This window comes from Ensifer sp. VA4 (assembly GCF_055710065.1).
The window spans coordinates 1-23,797 of the sequence record NZ_JBVQPO010000012.1; the positions used below are offsets into that span (position 1 = coordinate 1).

The window sequence follows — 23,797 nt, forward strand, 5'->3', positions numbered from 1 at the left end:
AGGATGCCTCCGGCGCCGATCGTCAGCACGGGGCCGGCGACGGGGTCGCGCATGGCGCCGATGATGAGTTCGGCGACGGGCTTGCCCACCATCTTCTCGACGAGATAGCCCGATGCGACACCGGCCATGGTGCTTGCCGCCGCAAGGACCTCCTGGCGACTTGCGAGGTTGAGCTTCACCGCTCCTGCTTCGGTCTTGTGGGCGACGCCGAGGCCCTTGAGCACGACGGGGAAACCAAGGGTTTCGGCAGCCGCTGCGGCCTCCTCGGCGGTCGCGGCCGTCTTGCCCTCGGGTACCTTCAGACCCGAAGCGGCAAGCTCCACCTTGGCCTCGTGTTCACTGAGCGTGATCGCGTCCCCGGCGGCGACACCGCTGCCATCGAGCAGGCGGGGCGAGGCGGGTTTCTTCCAGGCGGCGCCGATGTCGGCGGCCGTCTCGATCGCATCCAGCGCCTCCTCGATACCGAAGAAGGGCACGATGCCCGCCTTCATCAGGAAAAGCGCCGTCGCCTCGGGCATGTTCTCGCCGAGGCTGGCGACGATGCCGGCGCGCGCACCGGTCGTTCTTGCCGCCTCGATCACCGCTTGGCAGGTGGTTTCCCAGTCGGCGGCGTCGCAGCGGTCGAGCCGCGGGAAATCGAGCACGACGAGGTTGATCGCGTAGCCGCCCTCCATCATGGCGGCAAACGCAGTCGCCTGTTTCTCGCGGTTGCCCCAGACGAAGGTGTGGTAGTCGAGCGGGTTGGCGATCGTCACCATCTCGCCGAGCGCGTCCCTGAGCGGCTTGCGCTGCTCGTCGCGCAGAGGTCGGTAGTTCACCCGGTAGCGCTCGCCGGCGTCTGCCATCAGCGAGGCCTCGCCGCCGGAGCAGCTCATCGAGGAGATGTCGTTGCTTTCAAGGGGGCCGGCCACATGCAGCAGCTTCAGCGTTTCCAAGAGCGCCGGCAGCGTGTCGACGCGGCCGATGCCAAGGCGGGCAAGGAGAGCCGAGGAGACGCGGTCGTTGCCGGCAAGCGAGGCGGTGTGCGAGACCGTCGCAAGCTGGGCGGCTTCGGATTTGCCGACCTTGAGTGTCACGACCGGCTTGCCGAGTTCGCGCGCCCGCGTCGCCAGCCGCTCGAGCGCCGCGATGCTGTCGAAGCCTTCGATATGCAGGCCGACGGCGGTGACGCGGGGATCTTCGAGTACGGCGCAGGCGATGTCGGAGAGGCCCGTCTGCGCCTGGTTGCCGGCAGTCATCACATAGGCGAGCGGCAGGCCGCGCGTCTGCATCGAGATGTTGCAGGCAATGTTGGAGGATTGGGTCAGGATGGCGACGCCCTTTTCGACGCGCAGCATGCCGTGCTGGTCCGGCCAGAGCAGGGCGCCATCGAGCATGTTGATGAAGCCGTAGCAATTGGGCCCGACGATCGGCATGTCGCCGGCAGCCGCGACCAGCGCCTCCTGCAGGTCGTTGCCGTCGTCGAGTTCGCTTGCCGCCTCGCGGAACCCGGAGGCATAGCAGACGGCGCCGCCGGCGCCGCGGGCGGCGAGATCGCGAATGATGTCGATCGTCAGTTGCCGGTTGACGCCGACGAAGGAGGCATCCGGCGCTGCGGGCAGTTCCGCCACGGAGCGGTAGCACTTGCGACCGAGGATATCGGTCTCGCGCGGGTGCACCGGCCAGATCTCGCCGGAAAAACCCATCTTGTCGCATTGTTCGATGACGCGCCGGGCTTCCTTGCCGCCGAAGACGGCGATGGTGCGCGGGCGGATCAGGCGGTCGAGGGAGCGCGTCATGCGGCGGCTCCCGCGATGGCGCGCGTCGAGGGTGCGGGGGATACCCCCCTCTGCCCTGCCGGGCATCTCCCCCACAAGGGGGGAGATGCGATGGGGCGCCGTTGTCGCCACGCATTGACCGTTGAGGAGTTGAGCACGATCAAGCCGTGTTGAGTCGCAGGATTGGTATGACGGATCGCGCCAACACAGTCAGCGGCGCGATCAGCAGTCTGGGAAGCATCAAGGGGAACCGAGGTGGACGCCTCTAGCCGATCTCCCCCCTTGGGGGGGAGATGCCCGGCAGGGCAGAGGGGGGTAACTTCCATAAACGCTCCCATCCCGTCACGCCCCCAACGGCCTGAGCAGATCGCGGCTGATGATGTGGCGCTGGATTTCAGACGTGCCGTCCCAGATGCGCTCGACGCGGGCGTCGCGCCAGAAGCGGGCGAGCGGCAGGTCGTCCATCAGGCCCATGCCGCCGAAGATCTGGATCGCCTCGTCGGTGACACGGGCGAGCATCTCGGTGGCGAAGACCTTGGCGGATGCGATCTCGCGGTTCGACGGCAGGCCGCTGTCGAGCCGCCAGGCGGCAGAAAGCGTCAGCAGGTCGGCGGCGTCGATATCGGTGATCATGTCGGCGAGCTTGAAGGAGACGCCCTGGTTGGCGCCGATCGGCTTGCCGAACTGCTTGCGTTCGGCGGCGTAGTTCAGCGCATAGTCGAAGGCGCGCCGTGCCCGGCCGACCGAGGTCGCCGCCACCGTCAGGCGGGTGGCGTAGAGCCAGTCGTTTGCGAGGTCGAAGCCCTTGTGCACTTCGCCGAGGATCTGGGACGAGGGCAGGCGGCAATCGTCGAAGGTCAGGATGCAATTGTTGTAGCCGCGATGGGAAACGGAATTATAGCCCTTGCGGATCTCGAAGCCGGGCGTACCGCGGTCGACGAGGAAGCAGGTGATCTTCTTCTTCGGACCTCGCGGTGTGTCTTCCTCGCCTGTCGCGATGAAGACGATGACGAAATCGGCGATATCGGCATGGCTGATGAAATGCTTGGTGCCGTTGACGATCCAGTCGTCACCGTCCTTGCGGGCGAAGCATTTCATGCCGCGCACGTCGGAGCCCGCATCCGGCTCGGTCATGGCAAGCGCATCGAATTTCTCGCCCTTGACCGCCGGGATCAGATATTTCTCGCGCTGTTCGGCATTGCAGCCCATCAGGATGCCCGAGGGGCGACCGAAGAAGACGGTGAGGCCCATGGAGCCGCGGCCAAGCTCGCGCTCGACCAGCGTGAAGGAGGTGTGGTCGAGGCCGGCGCCACCAACTTCTTCCGGAAAATTGCAGCCGAAGAAACCGATCTCCTTGCACTTGCGGGCGATTTCCTGGCCGAGCTCGCGCGGCACCACGCCGGTGCGCTCGACCTCGTCCTCATGCGGATAGATTTCCGTTTCGACGAAGCTCCTGACCGTATCGACGATCATCTGCTGTTCTTCGGTCAGTGCGAAATTCATTGTGTCGTTCCCCTCGCTTTCGCGCCGCTGACGTCCGTGCCGGAGCCTTGGTCCACCTCCTCAAGCGGGCCTCGGCTGCGGCCTGCAATTGCGCCGTCAGGTCGGCGAAACTGCCTGTTGATGGCCTGCCGCTGTTGCGGTCAGGCGCGCTTTTGGCCGACGAAGCGTCCGGCGCCTTCCGGGGCCGGCAGCTTCGCATGCGCTTCGGTGATCGCACGGAGCTTGCTCAGCACGTGTTCCGGTGCAGGCACCGACTTGCCGGCCTTGCTGTCGACATGCAGCGCCATCTGTTCGGCGGTCGCGACGGCTTCGTTGGTCTGCGCATTGTAGATCGTCGAGAAGATGTGCAGGCGTTTCTCGTCGGAGGAGAGCACCTGGCAGGTCGAATAGAGCGTGTTGCCGAGCTTGGCCTCGCCGAGGTTCCGGATATGGGTCTCGACGGTGTAGTAGCTGTGGCCGTCGCGCACATAATCGAGATCGACGCCGATCAGGCGCAGCAGGCCGTCGGTCGTGTCGCCGAAGACCTGAAGATAGCGATGCTCGGTCATGTGGCCGTTGTAGTCGACCCAGGCGGCGCTCACCTTGGTGTCGACGATGCGCAGCGGCTTGACGTCGCCGAGATCGGCTTCCGGCTTCCTGGCATTGGCCCAGAGCCTGGCCTCGAAATCGGCGAGCAGCTTGCCGGCGCCCCAGCCTTCGCCGCCATTGCCGGCTTTCAGCGCATGCATAATGCCGACGAGGTTTTCGTCGCGGATGCGCTCGAGCTCGCGGATCGAGCGGCCGGCGGCCTGCGCGTCCGACTGGGCGCCGATCTTTTCGACCAGTGCGTCGTCGAGGTCGACGACATCGGTGAACTTCGTCCACGGCCATTTGAGGCAGGGGCCGAACTGGGCGAGGAAGTGGCGCATGCCGGCTTCGCCGCCGGCGATGCGATAGGTCTCGAACAGGCCCATCTGCGCCCAGCGCATGCCGAAGGAATAACGCATGACGTTGTCGAGCGTCTCGGTATCACAGATGTCGTCCTGAATCAGCCACAGCGCCTCGCGCCAGAGCGCTTCGAGCAAACGGTCGCCGACGAAAGCTTCAATCTCCTTGGCGATGACGACGCCCTTCATGCCGATCTGCTCGACGCCCTGCATGGCGCGCTCGATCGTCGCCTTCGTCGTCTTCTTGCCGCCGACGAGCTCGACGAGCGGCAGCAGGTAGACCGGGTTATAGGGGTGCGCCACGAACATGCGCTCGGGATGGTGCATCTCCGATTGCAGGTCGGAGGGCAGCAGGCCCGAGGTGGACGAGCCGATCAGCGCATCGGCGCGTGCGGCCGCATCGATCTTGGTGATTACGCCGCGCTTCAGCTCGAGCCGCTCCGGCACGCTTTCCTGAATCCAGTCAGCATCTTGGACCGCTTCCTCGATGCTCTTGCAGAAGGTGAGTTTTCCCTTCGGCGGCAGCGGCGCCATGGTCAGCATCGCATAGGCGCGCTCGGCATTCGCCATGACTTCGCCGATGATGCGCTCGGCTTCCGGATGCGGATCGAAGATCTTCACATCGATGCCGGCGAGGGCGAAGCGCGCCACCCAGGCGCCGCCGATAACGCCACCGCCGACGCAGGCTGCTTTCTTGATTTCGGTCATTCCTCACCTCGACTTCTTGAATTGCAAACTGCCCCTCTCCTCGGGTCAGACCCGAGGACCAGCTTTCCCCCGCCCGCGGGGAGAGGGGACTGAATGCCCCAGGCTTGCGGCCTTCTCCCCGACTTACGGGGAGAAGGTGCCGGCAGGCGGATGAGGGGGCGCTTCCCCTCACCGCGCGGATGGGGGGCACTCTCCGGGACTACCAGCTCGGGCTCAGCGCTTCGTCAACTTCAGTTTCTTGCGGACTTCATCGGGGCCGATAATCTTGGCGCCCATGCCTTCGATGACGCCGACCGCCTTTTCGACGAGCTGGCCGTTGGTCGCGAGCTGGCCCTTGCCGATATAGAGGTTGTCTTCGAGGCCGACGCGGACGTTGCCGCCGGCAAGGATCGCCGCTGCCGGATAGGCAAGCGCGTTGCGGCCGATGGAGAAGGCTGAGAAAGTCCAGTTGGCAGGCACGTTGTTGACCATGGCCATGAAGGTGTTGAGGTCGTCGGGCGCGCCCCACGGAATGCCCATGCAGAGCTGGATCAGCACCGGATCCTCGATCAGGCCTTCCTCGACGAGTTGCTTGGCAAACCAGAGGTGGCCGGTATCGAAGGCTTCGATCTCGGGGCGGACGCCGAGCGCGGTCATCTGGCGGGCCATTTCTCTCAGCATCGACGGCGTGTTGGTCATGACGTAATCGCCGAGCGAGAAGTTCATGGTGCCGCAGTCGAGCGTGCAGATTTCCGGCAGACATTGAGCCACATGGGCAACGCGCTCGGTGGCGCCGGCCATGTCGGTGAATTTCTCGTTGACCGGGAAGGGGCTTTCAACATTGCCGAAGACGAGGTCGCCGCCCATGCCGGCGGTGAGATTCAGCACCATGTCGACATCGGCGGAGCGGATGCGGTCGGTCACTTCCTTGTAGAGATCGAGCCTGCGAGAAGGCGCTCCGGTCTCCGGATCGCGGACGTGGCAGTGGACCACGGCAGCCCCGGCCTTGGCCGCCTCGACCGCCGCTTCGGCGATCTGTTTCGGCGTGATCGGAACATGGCTGGACTTTGAAACGGTGTCTCCCGAGCCGGTGACGGCGCAGGTGATGAATACCTCGCGGTTCATGCTGAGCGGCATTGCTGTCTCCCTTTTATTGAGCCCATTACGAGCCAAGAAAGACCGCGCTGCTTTTCATTATCGGCTCCATCTTATACATTATCGGCGGCACGGTGGAGAAGTTTGGCCATGGATCAGAACGTTTCGCAGGTGCAGCACGTCGATATCCTGGTGCTGCCGGAGACCAATCTGATCCTTGTCGCCTCGGTGATCGAACCGATGCGTGCCGCCAACCGCATCGCCGGGAGGCCGCTCTACGATTGGACGATCTACAGCCCCGATGGCGCACCGATCGAAACGAAGAGCGGCATACCCATTCCGGTCGCCGGCATCTTCCGGCCGCAGCGCGAAACATCGCCGCTCTTCATCCTGTCGAGCTACAACTGGCAGCGCAGCGCCACCTCGCAGCTGAAGATGCTGCTTTCGCAGACTGCCCGGCACAGGGAGCTGATGGCAGGCATCGAATCGGGCTCCTGGCTGCTCGCCGAGACCAGCCTGCTCGACAATTTCAAGGCGACGACCCACTGGGAGGATTTCGAGGATTTCACCACTGCTTACCCGCAGGTGACGATGGTGCGCGAACGCTTCGTCATCGACGGCAAGCGCATCACGACAGGCGGTTCGCTGCCGACACTCGACCTGATGCTGGAGCTCATTCGCCGGGCGCACGGATATTCGCTGGCACTCGAGGTCTCGCGGCTCTTCATCTACGAGCAGGAGCGCACCCGTGGCGACCTCCTGCAGATGCCGGCGATCGGCAACATGCGCATCCTCGATCCGCGCGTCGGCGCCGCCGTGAAATTGATGGAGGAAACGGTGGAGGCGCCGTTGACGCTGGCGCGGCTCGCCCGCCGCATCGGTGTCAGCACGCGTCACCTGCAGGATCTCTTTCGCGACACGATGGGGGTCGCGCCGCATGAGCACTACCTGGCGCTCCGTCTCAATGCCGCCCGGCGCAAGGTGATCGAGACGCGGCTGGAGTTTGCCGACATTGCGGCGATTTCCGGCTTCAACTCGTCGTCCTCTTTCTCGCGCAGCTACCGGGCGCATTATCGCGAAAGCCCGAGCGAAACCCGCAGGCGCCTGAAGCTGAAGGCCTGAGGCCGCACTTCATGAAGTGATTCAAGAAGGGTGATTTGTCGATTCGTTTCAGGCGTTTGGCGAGGAAAGGTCGGAAAGTGAATCCGTCGAGGACGGCCGTTCCGAGGCCTGTGCCGGCGCTCGCATCATTGAAATCATCAGCTCGCCGATCTCGCCGGCAAAAGTCCCTCGCGGCCAGACGAGTGTCAGGGACTGCCGGTAGGCCGGGCCGAGCCGGATCATGGCGGGCGGGCGGTGCACGCGGGCAAGCGAGGATTCCGGCAGCACCGAGAGATAGCCGTGCTGGCCGACGAGGTTGATGATGACCGGGATGGAGTCGACCTCGACGAGGGTGATGCGCCGCCGTTCGGCCTCGCTGAGCGTATCGTCGAGGAAACGGGCGGTCTCGCGGCGCAGGCCGCTCCTTGCGCTGGGCACGGCGATCGGGCAGGCGGCGAGCAGTCGCGGCAGGTCGCCGCCGAGATCGGACAGCGCTGCGGCGGGACCTGCCAGCACCAAGGGTGTTTGCGACACCAGCCGTCCGTCGCAATCGGCGGGGATCTCGGCGAGATCGAGCAGGGCGGCGTCGAAGCGCCGGCTGCGGAGGCCGGCAAGGAGGTCGTCGGCCGTGGTGCTGGAGATGAACAACGGCTGGCGCGGGCGGGTGCGATGCCAGTTGGCGGTCAGGCTCGCAAGCATGCGGGCAATCTCGCTTTCGGGACCGAGCGGCATGACGGCGCCGAGCCGCCAGGTGGCGACATCGCGGCGGAAGCGATCGGCGGAGGCGTGCGTCAGCCGCGCCCATATGTCGAGCAGCGCCTCGACGAGCGGAATGATGCGCTCGGCGGTTGCGGTGCAGAGGATGCCGCTGTGGGAGCGCTCGAACAGGCGGCAGCCGAGGTGGCGTTCGAGATCGGCGATCTGCCGGGTCAATTGCGGTTGGCCGAGGCCGAGCGCCTTTGCCGTGGCGCGGATGCTGCCGGAGCGGGCGACCCGGACGAAGCGGTCGAGTGCGACGAGGCCGATCGGGGGCGCCGGTTCGGCGGGCTCTCTTCCCGCCGCATCGAGGATCGCAGCGATCCTCGCCATCGCCTCACGGACAGCAGGCGCGCGGGCGCGCGCCTCCAGCGTCAGCACGATTACAGTCTCCTCCCGCCGAAAGAGTGGCATGGAGAGTGCCTGCTCGAACCTCTTGACCGCGGCGCTGACGCTCGACGGCGCCCGGCCGCAGCGGGCGGCAGCGGCGCGGATGCCGCCTTCGCTAAGCACCGCGTCGACGATCACGATCGTTGCCAGGTCCATTCGGCGGTCCTTCTCGCGCGGGATGAGGAAATATGTGCGCGGTTTTCCGCCCGCATCCCGCTCTACCTTTAGAATCGATCACGTGCAGCCGCATGCGCCGATGCTGTGTTCATAATTCGGCATTGCCCGTTCGAGAATTGGGATATAGCACGAGCGGGCGATAAGCGCATAGCATGTATTCAGCAATCCGGCGTTTGCGAGCCGCGGTTGCGTGAAAATCAGGCATCCGCGCATACAGCCTCGACGTCGAGGCAGGCCGCGCGGAAAGGTTCGTGTCGGCATGCTGCATCAGGTCAAAAACATCGTTCTCTGTGGGAAACCGCTGGACTTCGCGACGCTCGAGGATATCGGGGCGGGAAGGGTGCGGCCGGTGGCGGACGACGGTGGCATGGAGCGGGTGGCCGCAGCCCACAAGGTGATTGCCGACCGCATCGCGATGGGGCTTCCCGTCTATGGCACCAACACCGGTGTCGGCTCGATGAAGGATCGGCTGTGGACCGCCGGCGATCTCGACGAGTTCAACAATTCGCTGGTCAGGGCCCACCACTTCGGCACGGGAGAATTCTTCGCGCCGGCAATCGTGCGCATGGCGATCGCCATTCGCGTCAACACCGCGATGCGCGGCCATACCGGCTGCAGCCCGGAGCTGATCCGGGCGTTTCTGGCCTTGATCGAGCACGACATCATTCCGGCCGTGCGCCGGCACGGCTCGATGGGCTGCGCCGATATCGGCCTGATGGGGCAGATCGCGTCGGTGCTGACCGGCGTCGGCGAGGCTTACTTTCAGGGGCGCCTGGTATCGGCCGAGACAGCGCTCGCCGAGGCCGGCCTAAAGCCGCTCGTCATGCAGCCGCGCGACGCGCTGGCGGCCTTGAGCGTCAATGCCATTGCCTTTGCGGCTGCGGCCGACGTGCTGCGCGAGGCGGCTGCGGCAATCCGGGTGCTGCTCGTCACCGGCGTCATGTCGTCGCTGGCGCTCGGCGCGTCCGCCGATCCGTGGCGGGTGGCGGCGACGCTGTCGACGCGCGGCGAGGCATTGGTCGGCTCCTGGCTCTATGGCCAGTCCGGCATCTCCGACTGGCCGATGCCGACGGCGATCCACGACCCCTTGAGCCTGCGCATGACCGCCCAGGTCTTCGGCGCCGTCGTCGATACGCTGCTGGTCGCCGCCGGTCGGCTGGTGGAGCAGACTTATCTCTCCGACGACAATCCCGTCGTGCTCGGTGGCCAGGTCCATTCTTCCGGCGCATCGCTGCCTTTGACGACGACGCTCTACATCGAGGCGGCGCAGGTCGCCTTTTCCCACGTGGCGCGCAACGTGCTGAACCGTTGCATCCTCTTGTCGAATGGCGGCCGCCGTAATCTCTCGGTCAATCTGGTGGCCCCTGGCGAGGTGGCGACCGGGCTTGGCCCGCTGATGAAGCTGGCGGTCGAACTCTACATGCGCGTGCAGTCGCTGGCCGTGCCACTCTCGGCCCAGTCGATCGTGGTGGCCGGCGGCCTCGAAGAGGAGGCGACCTTCCTGCCGCTGATCGTCGAGCGCATGGAGACCCAGGTGCGGGATCTCCGCCAGCTTGCCGCGATCGAGGCGATGCTCTCGGCGCAGGCGATCGATCTCGTCGGCGACCAGCCGCAGGGCATCGTCAAGCGCGCCTATGACCAGACCCGGTCGGTCAGCGCGATCTATCTCAAGGACCGGCCGCTTTCGAAGGAGATCGAGGCGCTGCAGGAAGCCTTCACCTGTCATGATCTCTTGCGCTCCTTCGTCGCCACCGCGCCGATGCCGGAGTTCGACGACTTCTTCGCGCTCGGCAAGTGACCGAAGACTGATCCAATTGGGAGAGCAGCATGTCCGATTTCGATCTCGTTCTGAAAGGCACCGTTGTTCTTCCACACAGGATCGTTGAGGGCGGCCATGTGGCGGTGCGCGACGGCAAGGTCGTGCATGTCGGGCAGGGCGCGGCACCGGCCGCGCGCGAGCGGCATGACCTCGGCAAGGCTTTGATCCTGCCCGGCGCCGTCGACGCGCAGGTGCATTCGCTGTCGCAGACGAACCAGGAGGATTTCGTCTGGTCGACGCGCTCGGCTGCCGCCGGCGGCGTCACGACGATCGTCGACATGCCCTATGACGAGGGCAATCTCGTCTGCTCGGCCGAGGCCGTGCGCCGCAAGATCGACCATGCAGGCCCGCAGGCGCGCGTCGATTTCGCGCTTTATGGCACCGTCGACCCGGAGGAGGGGGCGGCGCGGATCGGCGAGATGGTGGAGGCCGGCGTCGCCGCCTTCAAGTTCTCCACCTTCGGCACCGATCCGAAGCGCTTTCCTCGCATTCCCGCGGCGCTGCTCGAAGACTGTTTCCGCGCGATCGCGCCGACCGGGCTTGCCGCCGGCGTGCACAACGAGGACGACGAGGCGGTGCGGGCCGCGATCGACAAGGTCAAGGCGGCGGGGATTACCGACTATCGCGCCCATGGGCTGTCGCGCCCGCCGCTGACGGAACTGCTCGCCACCAACCAGATCTATGAGACCGGTGCTGCCACGGGGTGCCCGGCGCATGTGGTGCATTGCTCGCTCGGCCGCGGCTACGAGATCGCCGCCGCCTATCGCGCGCAGGGTCACGCCGCGACGATCGAGTGCTGCATCCATTACCTGACACTCGACGAGGAGAACGACGTCCGCCGCCTCGGCGGCAAGGCCAAGATCAACCCGCCGATCCGGCCGCACGCCGAGGTGGAGAAGCTCTGGCGGCATGTGGCCGACGGCAATGTGACGATGGTTTCGACCGATCATGTGAGCTGGTCGGAAGACCGCAAGACCAATCCGGACATGCTGGCCAATGCCTCCGGCGTGCCGGGGCTGGAAGTCATGGTCCCGCTCTTCGTCATGGGGGCGCTGGAGCGCGGCATTCCGCTGACGCGGGCGGCCGAACTGATGGCGCTCAAGCCGGCGCGGCATTTCCGTATCGACCACCAGAAGGGGGCGCTGGAGGCCGGCAAGGACGCCGATATCATCGTCATGACGCCGGAGCCCTATATCTATGACGCCGCCGCAAGCGGTCATAACGTCGTCGGCTGGTCGCCCTATAACGGCATGAGCCTGCCGTGGCGGGTGGCCGCGACCTATCTCCGGGGGCAGCTTGCCTTTGATGGCCGCGCGGTGCTGGCCGAGCCGGGCACCGGCCAGTTCGTCCGGCCGCTTGCGACCTTGACCCTGCAGGAGGTGTGATGAGCAAGACTGCCCGCGACAAAGTCCCCGCCAACCTGCCTGTCAATGCCAGCCGGATTGCCGGCATCGTCAACGGTCTGGCCGGGATCACCGAGCCGGACCGGCCCTATACGCGCCGGGCCTTCACGCCGCTGTTCCTCGAAGGCCGCGCCTTTCTCGATAGACGTTTTCGTGCGGCTGGGCTCGAAACCCGGATCGACGCTGCCGGCAATCTGATCGGCCGGCGCAAGGGACGCAAGTCGGCGCTCGGCACCATCCTCGTCGGCTCCCACTCCGATACGGTACCGGATGGCGGCCGTTTCGATGGCATCGCCGGCGTGGCGGCAGCGCTTGAAGTGGCGCGGGCGCTCACCGACAATGGCATCGAGCTCGACCATGATCTGGAGATCGTCGATTTCCTGGCCGAGGAGGTGTCGATCTTCGGCGTCTCCTGCGTCGGCAGCCGCGGCATGGCGGGCGTGTTGCCGGATGGCTGGCTGAGCCGCACGCAGGGAGACTTGAGCCTGCGGCAGGGTATCGTCGAAGTGGGCGGTGATCCCTCCCGCCTTTCGGGCTCGAAGCGCTCCGACATCAAGACTTTCCTGGAACTGCACATCGAGCAGGGCCCGGTGCTGGAAACCGGGCGGCTCGATGTCGGCGTCGTCACCGCCATCTCCGGTATCACCCGCATCGAGATCATCGTCGAGGGACAGGCGGACCATGCCGGCACGACGCCGATGGGGCATCGCCGCGATGCGCTGGTCGCCGCCTCCCGGCTGGTGCTGGAGATCGAGAGGCTGGCGACGGAATTTTCCAGGGGCGAGGGGCATTTCACCGCCACGGTCGGCGAGTTCTCGATCGAGCCGAATGCCGCCAATGTGGTGCCGTCCCGCGCGCGGTTGCTGATCGATGCGCGCGCCGAGTTGCGCCCGCAGATGGAGCGGTTCCTCGCCGCACTCGGGCCGCTGTGCGAGGGCGTTGCCGAGGCAACGGGCGTTACGATCGCGCCTGCCAATGTGATTTCCGACAACCACCCGACGCCGGGCGATGCGCTGTTGCTTTCGACGCTAGAAGAAAGCTGCGACGCGATCGGTGCCAAACACCGGCGCATGGCGTCCGGCGCCGGCCACGACACCGCCTGGATGGGGCGCATCACCCGCTCGGCGATGATCTTCATTCCGTGCCTCGGCGGGCGCTCGCATGCGCCGGAGGAATGGGCCGAAAACGACGATATCGCGCTCGGCGCCGCCGTGCTCTTCGATGCGGTGAAGAGACTCGACAAGAAACTGCAGGAAAAGGTGTGAGATGGGCCGGATACTGAAGGAGAAGGACGTCGAGGCGGCGGTCAAGGGCGGTTCCGTCTATGCGGCCGGCGGCGGCGGCTGGGCCGACCATGGCCGCATGCTCGGCTATGCCGCGGTGTCGATCGGCAAGCCTGAGCTCGTTTCGATCGACGAGCTCGACGCCAACGACTGGGTGGCGACGGCAGCCGCGATCGGCGCGCCCGCCTCGACCACGCCCTGGGAAATGCGTGGCGTCGACTACGTCAAGGCCGTGCAACTGCTGCAGGAGGCGCTCGGCGAGAAGCTCTCGGGCCTGATCATCGGCCAGAACGGCAAGTCCTCGACGCTGAACGGCTGGCTGCCCTCGGCGATCCTCGGCACCAAGGTGGTCGATGCGGTCGGCGACATCCGCGCGCATCCGACCGGCGACATGGGCTCGATCGGCCTTGCCGGTTCGCCCGAGCCGATGATCCAGACGGCCGTCGGCGGAAACCGCGAGGAGAACCGCTACATCGAGCTCGTCGTGCGCGGCGCCACCGCCAAGGTCTCGCCGATCCTGCGCACGGCCTCCGACATGTCCGGCGGTTTCATTGCCTCCTGTCGTAATCCGGTCAGGGCATCTTACGTCAGGGACAACGCCGCGCTCGGCGGCATCTCGTTGGCGCTGGCTCTGGGCGAGGCGATCATTGCGGCGGAGGCCAAGGGCGGCAGCGCGGTGATCGATGCGATCGTCAAGACCACCAACGGCGCAATCCTCGCCGAAGGCACGATCACCGACAAATCGGTCGTCTATACCAAGGAAGCCTTCGACATTGGCACGGTGACGCTGGGGAAGGGCGCTGACTCGAGGGTACTCCACGTGATGAACGAATATATGGCGGTTGACTCTGCGGAAGGCCGGCGGCTGGCAACCTTCCCCGACGTCATCACGACGCTGTCGCCCGAAGGCGAGCCCTTGAGTGTCGGGCAGTTGCAGGTCGGCATGAAGATCTTCGTGCTGCATGTGCCGAAGACGGTGATCCCGCTTTCCTCCAGCGTGCTCGACCCGACGGTCTATCCATCGGTCGAAAAGGCGATGGGCATCGAGCTTGCCCGTTACGCGCTTTCCGGAAATTGATGGAGCGATGTCATGGCGCGCGATGCAGGATTGGAAGAGCTGATCCGCGAAGAACTCGGCGACCGATCCGGGCTTTCGGAGAAGGCGATGTTCGGCGGCTGGGCCTATCTGCTTCACGGCAATCTGCTGCTCGGCGCACGTGAGGGCTCGCTGCTGGTCAGGCTCGGCAAGGGCAATGACGGCTGGGCGCTCGCGCTTCCCGATATCGAACTGATGGTGATGAACGGTCGGGCGATGCACGGCTGGGTGCGCGCCGGGGCCGATGCCTATGGCAACGATGGCTTGCGCAAACGCCTGATCGATGGCGCGATTGCGTTTGTGGAGACGCTGCCGCCGAAGTGAACGATGGAGGCGGGTTTGCCCCTCACCCTAACCCTCTCCCCGCTTGCGGGGAGAGGGGACGAGATCGCATCGTATGTCGCGCGTGTGGCAAAGGGTGAACTGTTCCAATCTCCAGAGTGGGGAAGGAAACGGCGACAATCGCATTCGAGGCTCGCGACACGCACAACGCATCCCCTCTCCCCGCTTGCGGGGAGAGGGCTAGGGTGAGGGGCCATGCACCAGCGGCGCCTCCCGCTGACATAACAATGAGGAACGAGACGATGCCCAAGGCCAATCCGCGTCATCCGAATTTCCCGATCCCCGGCGGGCCGCAGCTGCGCGCCAAGGGCTGGCGGCAGGAGGCGCTGCTGCGGCTCCTCGAAAACGTGCTTTCGGTCGGCGAGGATCCGGACAATCTCGTCGTCTATGCCGCACTCGGCAAGGCAGCGCGCAGCTGGCCGGCGCATCGCGCCATCGTCAAGGCGCTGACCGAGATGGACGAGGACCAGACGCTGGTCATCCAGTCGGGCAAGCCCGTGGGCCTCTTGAAGACCCATGCCAAGGCGCCGCTCGTCATCATGGCCAATTGCAACATCGTCGGCCAATGGGCGAAGGCCGAGGTCTTCTACGAGTTGCAGCGCAAGGGGCTGATCTGCTGGGGCGGGCTAACCGCCGGCGCCTGGCAATATATCGGCAGCCAGGGCGTAATCCAGGGCACCTACGAGATCTTCATGCGCATCGCCGAGCGCCGCTTCGGCGGCGATCTCTCCGGCCGCTTCGTGCTGACGGCGGGGCTTGGCGGCATGGGGGGCGCGCAGCCGCTCGCTGGCCGCATGGCGGGCGCGGCGATCCTCTGTGTCGACATCGACGCAGAGCGGGCGAAGAAGCGGCGGGAGATCGGTTATCTCCAGGAGATCGCGCCCGATCTCGATGCGGCGCTGGCGATGATCGACGCGGCGGTGAAGGAAAAGCGGGCGCTTTCCGTCGGCCTCGTCGGCAATGCGGCGGAGATCTATCCCGAGATCGCCCGGCGCGGCATCGTGCCTGATGTGGTCACCGACCAGACTTCGGCGCATGATCTCGTCTACGGCTACGTGCCGAAGGGCATGAGCCTCGATCAGGTGAAATCGTTGCGCGACGATGGGCAGGGGCAGTTGATGGCGGCAAGCCGCGCCTCGATCGTAGAGCACGTGACGGCGATGCTCGACTTCCAGAAAAAGGGCGCGGAAGTCTTCGACAACGGCAACCTCATCCGCACCCAGGCGCGCGAGGGCGGCGTCGCCAACGCCTTCGACATCCCGATCTTCACCGAGGCCTATCTGCGCCCGCTCTTTGCCCGTGCCATCGGCCCGTTCCGCTGGATGGCGCTATCCGGCGAGGAGAGCGACATCGCCCGCATCGACGATCTGTTGCTGGAGATGTTTCCCGACAACCGGATCATCACCAACTGGATCAAGCTCGCGCGGCTGCATATCCCCTTCGAGGGCCTGCCGGCGCGCATCGCCTGGCTCGGCCATGGCGAACGCACGGCGCTGGCACGGCGCGTCAACGAGCTGGTGGCATCCGGCGAACTCAAGGGGCCGGTTGCGTTCTCCCGCGACCATCTCGACGCCGGCGCGATGGCGCATCCCAACATCATGACCGAGCGGATGAAGGACGGCTCGGACGCGATCGCCGATTGGCCGCTGCTCGACGCCATGCTGCTCTGCTCGTCGATGGCCGACCTCGTCGTCGTGCATTCGGGCGGCGGCGGCTATGCCGGCTACATGACGAGCTGCGGCGTGACTGTGGTTGCCGACGGCACGGCCGCCGCCGACGAGCGGCTCGACCATGCGCTCACCAACGACACCGCGCTCGGCGTCATCCGCTATGCCGATGCGGGGTATGACGAGAGTTTCGAGGAGATCGCCGCCAAAGGCATCGGGCATGTGAAGGTGTGAGGCGGCGCTTCCGACTTCTCTTTTTGGTGGCGACGTTAGACTTCGCCCTCATCTCTGTGCTTGTCACAGAGATCCAGCAGCGCCGCATCGGCGGTGCGAGAGACTCTTTCGTCCCGGCGTCGGGCGGGAGTCATGCACGGCGCGGATGCGCCGTGGCTGGATTTCTGTGACAAGCACAGAAACGAGGCAGGGAAGGAAACGTTTCGCAGCCGCAAGCGAACTCACCGTCGAGGCAGGATCGTCGACCTCACACGGCGCCGTCTTGGTCCGCCGCCTGCCGCACGTTACAATGCGCGCTTTGCCGCCTGGAGGCGATCATGACATCGAGCTTCAATGTGCAAAGTGCTGATGGTTACGAGCAACTGATGGGGCGCTGGAGCCGGCAGCTTGCGCCGCTCTTCATCGATTTCGCAGGCGTTGCCGACGGCGAACGGGTGCTGGATGTCGGCTGCGGTACCGGCAGCCTGACCTTTGCATTACCGCAAGCGGCCAATCTCAGCGAGATTGCCGCAATCGATTTTTCGCCCGTCTTCGTCGAGGCGGCGATCCGGCGCAACACTGATCCCAGGATCCACATCCGGCAGGCTGACGCCTGCGATCTGCCATTTCCGGAGGGCTATTTTGATCGGGCGCTGGCACTTCTGGTTCTGCATTTCGTGCCGGAAGCGGGAAAGGCCGTTGCCGAAATGCGCCGTGTCGTGCGGCCGGGCGGCGTGGTTGCCGCTGCGGTATGGGATCATCTCGGCGGCATGTCGGGCATGCGGATGGTGCTCGACACGGTCGCGATGCTGGATGAAGGCGCAGCTCAGGTCCGCAGCCGCTATTGTTTCCAGCCGATGATGCGGCCGGGCGAGATGAAGCAGAGTTTTGAAGCGCATGGCCTCGTGGACGTCGAGCAGACCTCGCTCCTGATCCGGATGGACTATCGGTTATTCGAGGATTTCTGGCAGCCGATCGCCGCTGGCGAGGGACCGCTCGGCAAATATGTCGGCTCATTGGATCCGGGGCTGCGGGCGAAGGTCGATGCAGCCGTAAGGGCAGCCTATGAGGCCGGCCAACCGGATGGCCCGCGGTCCTTCGCGTCGGTGGCCTGGGCGTGCCGGGGTATCGTTCCGACGGTGTGACGGGTTCCTCATTCGCCGCTCTCGGGACTCTGCCCAGGCGGAGTCTTTCACGGCGCGGACGCGCCGTGGCCGGATTTCTGTGACGAGCACAGAAATGAGGGAGGTTGGGATCTTTGGGCTCGTGAGCACCGCGGATTGGTAGATCTGCGTTGGCTATCCCTCAACGCCTGATCTTCACACCACCGTTTCGCCGCCATCCACCACGAGGATCTGGCCGGTCATGTAGGACGAGCGGTCCGAGACGAGGAAGAGGATCGACTCGGCGATCTCGTCGACGCTCGCCCAGCGGCCGAGCGGCACCTTTTCGCGGATATAGGCTTCGATCGCGCCGCGGCCGCCCATCTGGGCGATGAAGGGCTCGTTGAAGGGCGTGTCGACCCAGCCGGGGCAGAGCGCGTTGACGCGGATGCCATGGCGGGCGTAGTCGCCGGCCATCTGCTTGGTCATGGCGATGACGGCGTGTTTCGTCGTGGTATAGGCGATCATCTCGCGGTCGTAGAGCACGCCTGATGAGGACGAGGTGTTGACGATGACGCCGCGACCGGCGGCCCGCATCGACGGCATAACCAGGCGTGCGGCCATGAAATGGGCGCGCACGTTGAGGTTCCAGGAGCGGTCGAAGCCCGCAACCTCGACCTGTTCCAGATCGCCCGCAACCTGAGCGCCGGCATGGTTATGCAGGATGTCGATGCGGCCGTGGCGGTAGAGGATATCGGCGATGCCATCGGCGAGCGCCGTATCATCCGTCACGTCGATGGCGAGCGCCTCGGCGCTGCCGCCCGTCACGGCAATGCCATCGACAGCGGCGCTGGCGGCCGCAAGGCTGCGATCGACGACGACGACATGGGCGCCCTCGCGCGCCATGATTGAGGCACCCGCCTGGCCGATCCCGGAGCCCGCTCCGGTCACGATCGCGACCCGGTCTTTCAGGATCATGGTTTTACTCCCCGGATTTCGTTTTCTTTTCCCGCATCAGGATGCGGGCGGTCAGGATCAAGAGCAGCGAGGCGACGAGCACCAGCGTCGCGATCGCGTTGATCTCGGGCGTCACGCCGCGGCGGATCGAGGCGAAGACGTAGATCGGCAGGGTGGTCTTCGAGCCCGCGACGAAGAAGGCGATGATGAAATCGTCGAAGGAGAAGGTGAAGGCCAAGAGGAAGCCCGCGAGGATCGACGGCAGAATCTGTGGCAGCACGATCAGCCGGAAGGTAGTGAGCGGTGTCGCGTAGAGATCGCTCGAGGCCTCGACGATATCGCGGCCGAGGCTGGCGATGCGGGCCTTCACGATCATCGTCACCAGAGCCATCGAGAACAGGCCATGGGCGGCGATGATCGAGCCGTAGCCGAGGCCGAGCTGCGGCGGCTGCTCGCCCGGCCAGATCGCTGCCAGCGCCGGATTGACGAAGGAGAAGACCGCGACCAATGCCACCAGCGTCGCGATGCCGATGACGACGCCAGGCACGACGATCGCCGCGGCGAACAGCGCATCGAAGATCGCCCGGTTGCGCGGCGTCAGCCGCTCCATGCCAAGCGCCGCCATGGTGCCGAAGATCGCGGCGAGGGTGGCGCTGGTGAAGGCGATCATCAGGCTGTTCTGCAGCGCCGAGACCAGGAAGGTGTTCCCCAGCGCCTTGCCGTACCAGGCGGTCGAAAACCCGGTGAACTCGCTCGCATTGCGCCCCGCATTGAAGGAGAACAGCACCACGAGCGCAATCGGCGCGTAGAGGAAGAGATAGACGGAAGAGATGAAGGCGCGCATCAGACGAGATCCACCTGTCTTGTGCCGGCGACACGGAAGGCGATGCGCATCGCCACCATCAGCACCACGACGACGACGGCAACGAGTGTCACGGCAATCGCCGAGCCGAAGGGCCAGTTGCGCGATTGCAGGAAGAGATCGACCAGCGCGTTGCCGATGAAGAACACCTTGCCGCCGCCCAAGAGCTGCGGGATCAGATACTCGCCGAGCAGCAGGATCGTCACCAGCGCCACGCCGGTCATCACGCCCGGCAGCGACAAGGGCAGGGTGACGCCGAAGAAGGTCGAGACCGGTTTCGCGCCGAGATCGGCAGAGGCTTCGAGCAATCGGCGATCGAGTTTTTCGAGGCTGACATAAACAGGCATGATCATCAGCGGCAGGTAGCCGTAGACGATGCCGAGCAGCACTGCGCCCGGCGTGTTCAGCATCCTCACGTCCTCGATGCCGATCATCGATAAGAGGTTGGGGATGCCGCGCGAGCCGAGGATGTACATCCAGGCATAGGTGCGCACCAAGAGGCTGGTCCAGAAGGGCACGACGACGAGCGAGACGAGGATCAACCGGTAGCGCGGGTTCGCCTTGACCGCGAGGTAATAGGCGACCGGATAGGCGATCAGCAGGCAGGCAAGCGCGCCGATCGGCGCGAGAATCAGCGTGTTCCAGAAAGCCGCCGCACGCGTCGGCAGGTTGGCGAACTGGGCAAAGGTAAAGGCCGCCTGATAGCCGCCTTCCGGTGCGCGCTCGCCGAAGGCGAAGACCAGCATGGCGATGAAGGGCAGCACGAGGAAGATCATCAGCCAGGCGGCGGCCGGCGCCACCAGCGCCGCCGTCACCAGGTTTCTCTTCGTGTTCGTTGCCGCGGTCATAAGTTCTATCCGTCAAATTTCATCGAGTTCTGCCCCTCATCCGGCCTGCCGGCCACCTTCTCCCCGCAGGCGGGGCGAAGGGGACTCGTGGCGCCCGCTCGCTCCCACGCGTGCGAAGCGGGAGATAGGAGCGGGGAGCCCGCCGCTTGTCCCTTCTCCCCGTCAGAACGGGGAGAAGGTGCCGGCAGGCGGATGAGGGGCGTTTCCTTTACCGCGCGGATGAGGGGCATTTTCCTCATCCGCGTGGATCAGGCGCAGTCACGTTTGGAGCGTCGATCAGGCCGACTTGAAGCGCGCCATCAGCTCGGCGCGGCCGGGGTCGGTGAGCGTGACGGCGGCGCCGAATTCGAGTGGCGTCAGTGATGCCTCGTCCGGATAGACGATCTTGTTGGAGGTGACCTCGGCCGGAAGCAGCTTCATCACGCGGCTGTCGGTGGTCGGCGCGCCGTTGGCGATGTGTTCCTTGACGGCGTTTTCCGGCGTCATCAGGTAGTTGAGCAGCGCGTAGCCGGCCGCCTTGTTCGCCGCACTCTTCGGGATCGCGTAGAAATCCGACCAGATCTCGCCGCCGTCCTTGCCGAGCACGAACTGGATTTCCGGCATGTCACGGTTGAGCTGGGCACCGTCATTGGTCCAGCACATGGTCATCCAGGCATCGGTCGCGCGCATCGACGGCTGGTAGTCGCTGTTGATGGCGTAGAGGTGCGGCTTCACCTTGATCAGCAGTTCCTCGGCCTTGGCGAGTTCCTCCGGCTTGATCGAGTTGAAGGAGTAGCCGAGCGACACCAGCGCGTTGCCGATGGTGGTGAGCTGATAGTCGTGGACCATGGCGCGGCCGTCGGCCTCGGTCATGGCGATCTCGAAAAAGTCCTTCCAACTGGTCACCGGCTTCTTGATCTTGGCTGAATTGAGCGCGATGCCGGTCGTGCCCCAGTTCTTCGGCACGGCATAGGTCTTGCCATCGACGACGCCCTCGTTGGTGAAACGCGCCGTCTCGGTGGAGGCGTCGTAATTCGGCACCTTGGAAAGATCGAGTTCGTCGATGAGACCCAGCTTCACATAGGTGGAGATCGTGTAGTTGGTGGGCACGAAAAGGTCCCAGCCGGTGCCGCCAGCCTGCAGTTTCGCCAACATCTCCTCGTTGGAGCCGAAGACGTTGACCTCGACGGCGACGCCGGTTGCGGCCTGGAAGGCCTCGAAGGTCGCGGGGTCATGATAGTTCGGCCAGGTGGCGATCGACATCTGCGTGCCGAGATCGCCGGCAAAGGCGGTGGAGTTGAAGAGGCCCGGCTGGCGCGCCAGCACGGCGGTCGCAAGGCCGAGGCCGGTGACGCCGAGGAAGTGGCGGCGCGTGACCGAGCCGCGCTTCAGGCGCATCAGTTCATCCGAGAGCTGATCGGCGGTGATAGGGGCATTTTCTCTGTACCATTTGCTCATGACGCTGTTCCCTTTATCGTTTGACGTTCATGCGAGGTGGCAGAACCGGCTTGGTGGAGCCGGATTTCAGACTGGAAAGACGTGCAGTGCATTCGGATCGAAGGCGAGGCCGACCTTTTCACCGGGTTCGACGAGCTCCCCGTCGCCGAGCGTGCGGCGGTCGGCCGTGACAAGGAAGTCGCCGAGCCCGTCGACCGCGACCGAATATTCGACCGCCGAGCCCAGGAAGATGCGGTGGGTGACGGTGCCGGCGAGCGTGTCTGCGCTGGCGGCGCCATTGCGCGTCAGGTGGATCGCCTCCGGCCGCAAGGCCACCATGGCGGCGCCCCTGGTGCCGTTGACCGCCGGGGCGGAAAAACGGGCGCCGTTGGCAAACCGGACCGAGGCATTGCCGTCGACGGTGGCTGAGATGCGGTTGGTCTTGCCGACGAAATCGGCGACGAAGAGGCTTGCGGGGCGGTCGTAGATTTCCTGCGGCGGGCCGACCTGGACAATGCGTCCGGCATTCATGACGCAGACGAAATCGCTCATCGACAGCGCTTCCTCCTGGTCGTGGGTGACGAGCACGAAGGTAATGCCGAGATCGCGCTGCAGCGTCTGCAGTTCGATCTGCATGGCGGTGCGCAGCTTCTTGTCGAGGGCGGCGAGCGGCTCGTCGAGCAGCAGCACCTTCGGCTTGTTGACGATGGCGCGGGCAAGCGCCACGCGCTGCTGCTGGCCGCCGGACATTTCGTGGATGCGCCGCTTGCCGAAGCCGCCGAGCCGCACCATTTCCAGCGCTTCCTGGGCGCGCCGGGTGATCTCGCCGGCGGCGATGCGCGGCCGCATCTGCCTCAGGCCGTAGGCGACGTTCTGCTCGACATCGAGATGCGGGAACAGCGCATAGTGCTGGAACACCATGTTGACCGGGCGGCGGTAGGCGGCAACGCCGTTCATCGGCTCGCCGCTGATGAAGACGGTGCCCTCGCTCGGCTGTTCGAAGCCGCCGATCATACGCAGACACGTGGTCTTGCCGCAGCCGGAGGGGCCCAGCAACGCCATGAAGGCACCGCGCGGCACCTCGAGATTGATGTCCGATACGGCCGTCACGGCGCCATAGCGTTTGGCGACCGAACGGAATTCGATGTCGTTCGTCGAAGCGGATGTCACGTCTGTTCCCTGCGGTTGTTATCGGATGTCGCCAGGAATCTCCCGTCCTGGCACTCCACCGTCATTGACACGCAGCCTAGTCACCGCGTGGCCTGCCGGTATATACCCCGAGAGAGGTATTTCAACACGGATTGCTCTGTGTGAGGAGTATACCCCTGAAGCAGCAGGCATGGACCGGGGGAGCGGTTTGAGCGTCGATCTCGAAGGACTTTTTCAGGTCATGGCGCCACTGGTGACGGGCGCGCCGCTGGAGGACGAGGCCGTCGGCACCACCTATCGGCGGTTGATGTCGATGTTGATGACGTTCGATTATGTCGTCGTCTTCGCCTATCGCGGCAAGGAACGGCCGATCGATCTCTACAGCACCTTCAACGCCAAGGATCATGTGCTCTTCGTCAGCCTCTACCAGGCGGGGCCGTATCTGCTCGATCCGTTCTACCACGCGGCGTCGCAGGGCAAGCCCGGCGTCTGGCGGATGCGCGAGCTCGCGCCCGACCGGTTCTTCTCCAGCGAATACTACCGCACTTATTACGTGCAGACGGGGCTTGCCGAGGAGGTCGGCTTCTTCGTTCCGCTCGACGAGCAGATCACCGTTGTGCTCTCCTTGATGCGGCGCGAGGCGACGGGGCCGTTCAGCGCGGCCGAGTTTGCGCTGCTGAAGAAGGTCGAGCCCTTGGTCTCCGGGCTCGTGCGCCACCACTGGGCGGGTCTTGGCCGGCGATTCGACGCGGCGCTGGCGAAAACCGGCCGCAGCCGCCGCAAGGCGACTCATCCGCCGGCCGATGGCGTCTGGCAGCATCTGAACCTGACGGAACGGGAATCTTCGATCATCGAGCTGGTGCTGCAGGGCCATTCGTCGGAATCGATCGGCCTCCGGCTCGGCATTTCCACCGGCACGGTGAAGGTCCACCGCCGTAACGTCTACCGCAAGCTCGGCATCTCCTCGCAGACGCAATTGCTGTCGCTGTATCTCAGAAACCTCGGGCAGTAACGGGCGCGCTCTTGCGCCTCCGGCGGCCGTCCCGGTGAGGGGACGCGGACCGCCAGTGGGTCGCGTGCATTCCCGTGACCACAAAGCCTCTTTCCCGGCCGGCTCTTTGATGCCCCACGGTCGTGCGGCAGCGCGCTTCCATCCACTCTCCTCCACAAACGTGAACGGTCGCCTTGCCGATCGCTATTGACATTTTTTTCACGCCATGAAATTTCTTTCATCAGCGGATAAAAAT

Annotated in this window: 19 protein-coding genes; 9 read left to right on the forward strand and 10 right to left on the reverse strand. The window is 65.2% G+C overall.

Annotation, left to right across the window (positions count from 1 at the left end; translation table 11 throughout):
* From AC0C6X_RS20945 to bcoG, 4 genes are all read right to left on the reverse strand, one after another.
* The coding region (locus AC0C6X_RS20945) for an acetate--CoA ligase family protein (RefSeq protein WP_472954907.1) at positions 1-1,778 on the reverse strand (1,778 nt) is incomplete at its 3' end.
* Between the two features lie 321 nt (positions 1,779-2,099).
* The gene (locus AC0C6X_RS20950) at positions 2,100-3,260 is read right to left on the reverse strand and encodes an acyl-CoA dehydrogenase family protein (protein ID WP_247958435.1); all 1,161 of its coding nucleotides are present in this window, start codon (positions 3,258-3,260) and stop codon (positions 2,100-2,102) included.
* 140 nt (positions 3,261-3,400) lie between these two features.
* Entirely contained in the window at positions 3,401-4,894 is a 1,494-nt protein-coding gene (locus AC0C6X_RS20955) for a carnitine 3-dehydrogenase (protein ID WP_173517274.1), read from the reverse strand.
* Between the two features lie 213 nt (positions 4,895-5,107).
* Positions 5,108-6,010, reverse strand: a complete 903-nt coding sequence (gene bcoG, locus AC0C6X_RS20960) for a 3-dehydrocarnitine:acetyl-CoA trimethylamine transferase BcoG (RefSeq protein ID WP_429806438.1) — start codon at positions 6,008-6,010, stop codon at positions 5,108-5,110.
* Positions 6,011-6,118: 108 nt separating this feature from the next.
* On the opposite strand from bcoG, the gene AC0C6X_RS20965 reads away from it, so the two are divergent.
* Positions 6,119-7,090, forward strand: a complete 972-nt coding sequence (locus AC0C6X_RS20965; RefSeq protein ID WP_173517272.1) for a GlxA family transcriptional regulator — start codon at positions 6,119-6,121, stop codon at positions 7,088-7,090.
* A 48-nt stretch (positions 7,091-7,138) separates the two neighbouring features.
* Here AC0C6X_RS20965 and AC0C6X_RS20970 read toward each other — a convergent pair whose 3' ends face one another.
* Positions 7,139-8,371, reverse strand: coding sequence for a LysR family transcriptional regulator (locus AC0C6X_RS20970; RefSeq protein WP_247958431.1), 1,233 nt, complete (start codon positions 8,369-8,371; stop codon positions 7,139-7,141).
* Positions 8,372-8,651: 280 nt separating this feature from the next.
* Here AC0C6X_RS20970 and AC0C6X_RS20975 point away from each other — a divergent pair, with 280 nt between their 5' ends.
* The 7 genes from AC0C6X_RS20975 to AC0C6X_RS21005 all read left to right on the forward strand — a co-directional run bounded on the left by AC0C6X_RS20975 (position 8,652) and on the right by AC0C6X_RS21005 (position 17,360).
* Positions 8,652-10,190, forward strand: coding sequence for an aromatic amino acid lyase (locus tag AC0C6X_RS20975; protein ID WP_247958430.1), 1,539 nt, complete (start codon positions 8,652-8,654; stop codon positions 10,188-10,190).
* Positions 10,191-10,219: 29 nt separating this feature from the next.
* Positions 10,220-11,596, forward strand: a complete 1,377-nt coding sequence (locus AC0C6X_RS20980) for a dihydroorotase (protein WP_247958429.1) — start codon at positions 10,220-10,222, stop codon at positions 11,594-11,596.
* Complete coding sequence (locus tag AC0C6X_RS20985) at positions 11,596-12,879, forward strand: Zn-dependent hydrolase (RefSeq protein ID WP_247958428.1); 1,284 nt, start codon at positions 11,596-11,598, stop codon at positions 12,877-12,879. The genes AC0C6X_RS20980 and AC0C6X_RS20985 overlap by 1 nt, the downstream gene beginning before the upstream one ends.
* A gap of 1 nt (position 12,880) precedes the next feature.
* The gene (locus tag AC0C6X_RS20990) at positions 12,881-13,975 is read left to right on the forward strand and encodes a DUF917 domain-containing protein (RefSeq protein WP_173517267.1); all 1,095 of its coding nucleotides are present in this window, start codon (positions 12,881-12,883) and stop codon (positions 13,973-13,975) included.
* A 12-nt stretch (positions 13,976-13,987) separates the two neighbouring features.
* On the forward strand, positions 13,988-14,317 hold the full coding sequence (locus tag AC0C6X_RS20995; protein WP_173517266.1) for a TfoX/Sxy family protein: 330 nt from the start codon (positions 13,988-13,990) through the stop codon (positions 14,315-14,317).
* 260 nt (positions 14,318-14,577) lie between these two features.
* Entirely contained in the window at positions 14,578-16,236 is a 1,659-nt protein-coding gene (locus tag AC0C6X_RS21000) for a urocanate hydratase (protein WP_472954914.1), read from the forward strand.
* A 317-nt stretch (positions 16,237-16,553) separates the two neighbouring features.
* Positions 16,554-17,360, forward strand: a complete 807-nt coding sequence (locus AC0C6X_RS21005; RefSeq protein ID WP_472954916.1) for a class I SAM-dependent methyltransferase — start codon at positions 16,554-16,556, stop codon at positions 17,358-17,360.
* A 174-nt stretch (positions 17,361-17,534) separates the two neighbouring features.
* Here AC0C6X_RS21005 and AC0C6X_RS21010 read toward each other — a convergent pair whose 3' ends face one another.
* From AC0C6X_RS21010 to AC0C6X_RS21030, 5 genes are all read right to left on the reverse strand, one after another.
* Entirely contained in the window at positions 17,535-18,296 is a 762-nt protein-coding gene (locus AC0C6X_RS21010; protein ID WP_472954918.1) for an SDR family NAD(P)-dependent oxidoreductase, read from the reverse strand.
* A gap of 4 nt (positions 18,297-18,300) precedes the next feature.
* Positions 18,301-19,119 carry an ABC transporter permease gene (locus AC0C6X_RS21015; protein WP_173517262.1) on the reverse strand — a complete coding sequence of 273 codons (819 nt, stop codon included), beginning with the start codon at positions 19,117-19,119 and terminating at the stop codon, positions 18,301-18,303.
* The gene (locus AC0C6X_RS21020) at positions 19,119-19,985 is read right to left on the reverse strand and encodes an ABC transporter permease (RefSeq protein WP_173517261.1); all 867 of its coding nucleotides are present in this window, start codon (positions 19,983-19,985) and stop codon (positions 19,119-19,121) included. Before AC0C6X_RS21020 ends, AC0C6X_RS21015 begins: the two co-directional genes overlap by 1 nt.
* A 276-nt stretch (positions 19,986-20,261) precedes the next feature.
* On the reverse strand, positions 20,262-21,422 hold the full coding sequence (locus tag AC0C6X_RS21025) for a polyamine ABC transporter substrate-binding protein (RefSeq protein WP_472954922.1): 1,161 nt from the start codon (positions 21,420-21,422) through the stop codon (positions 20,262-20,264).
* A 66-nt stretch (positions 21,423-21,488) separates the two neighbouring features.
* Positions 21,489-22,571, reverse strand: coding sequence for an ABC transporter ATP-binding protein (locus AC0C6X_RS21030; protein WP_472954925.1), 1,083 nt, complete (start codon positions 22,569-22,571; stop codon positions 21,489-21,491).
* Between the two features lie 220 nt (positions 22,572-22,791).
* On the opposite strand from AC0C6X_RS21030, the gene AC0C6X_RS21035 reads away from it, so the two are divergent.
* Positions 22,792-23,562, forward strand: a complete 771-nt coding sequence (locus AC0C6X_RS21035) for a helix-turn-helix transcriptional regulator (RefSeq protein WP_432704683.1) — start codon at positions 22,792-22,794, stop codon at positions 23,560-23,562.
* Positions 23,563-23,797: the final 235 nt, after the last annotated feature.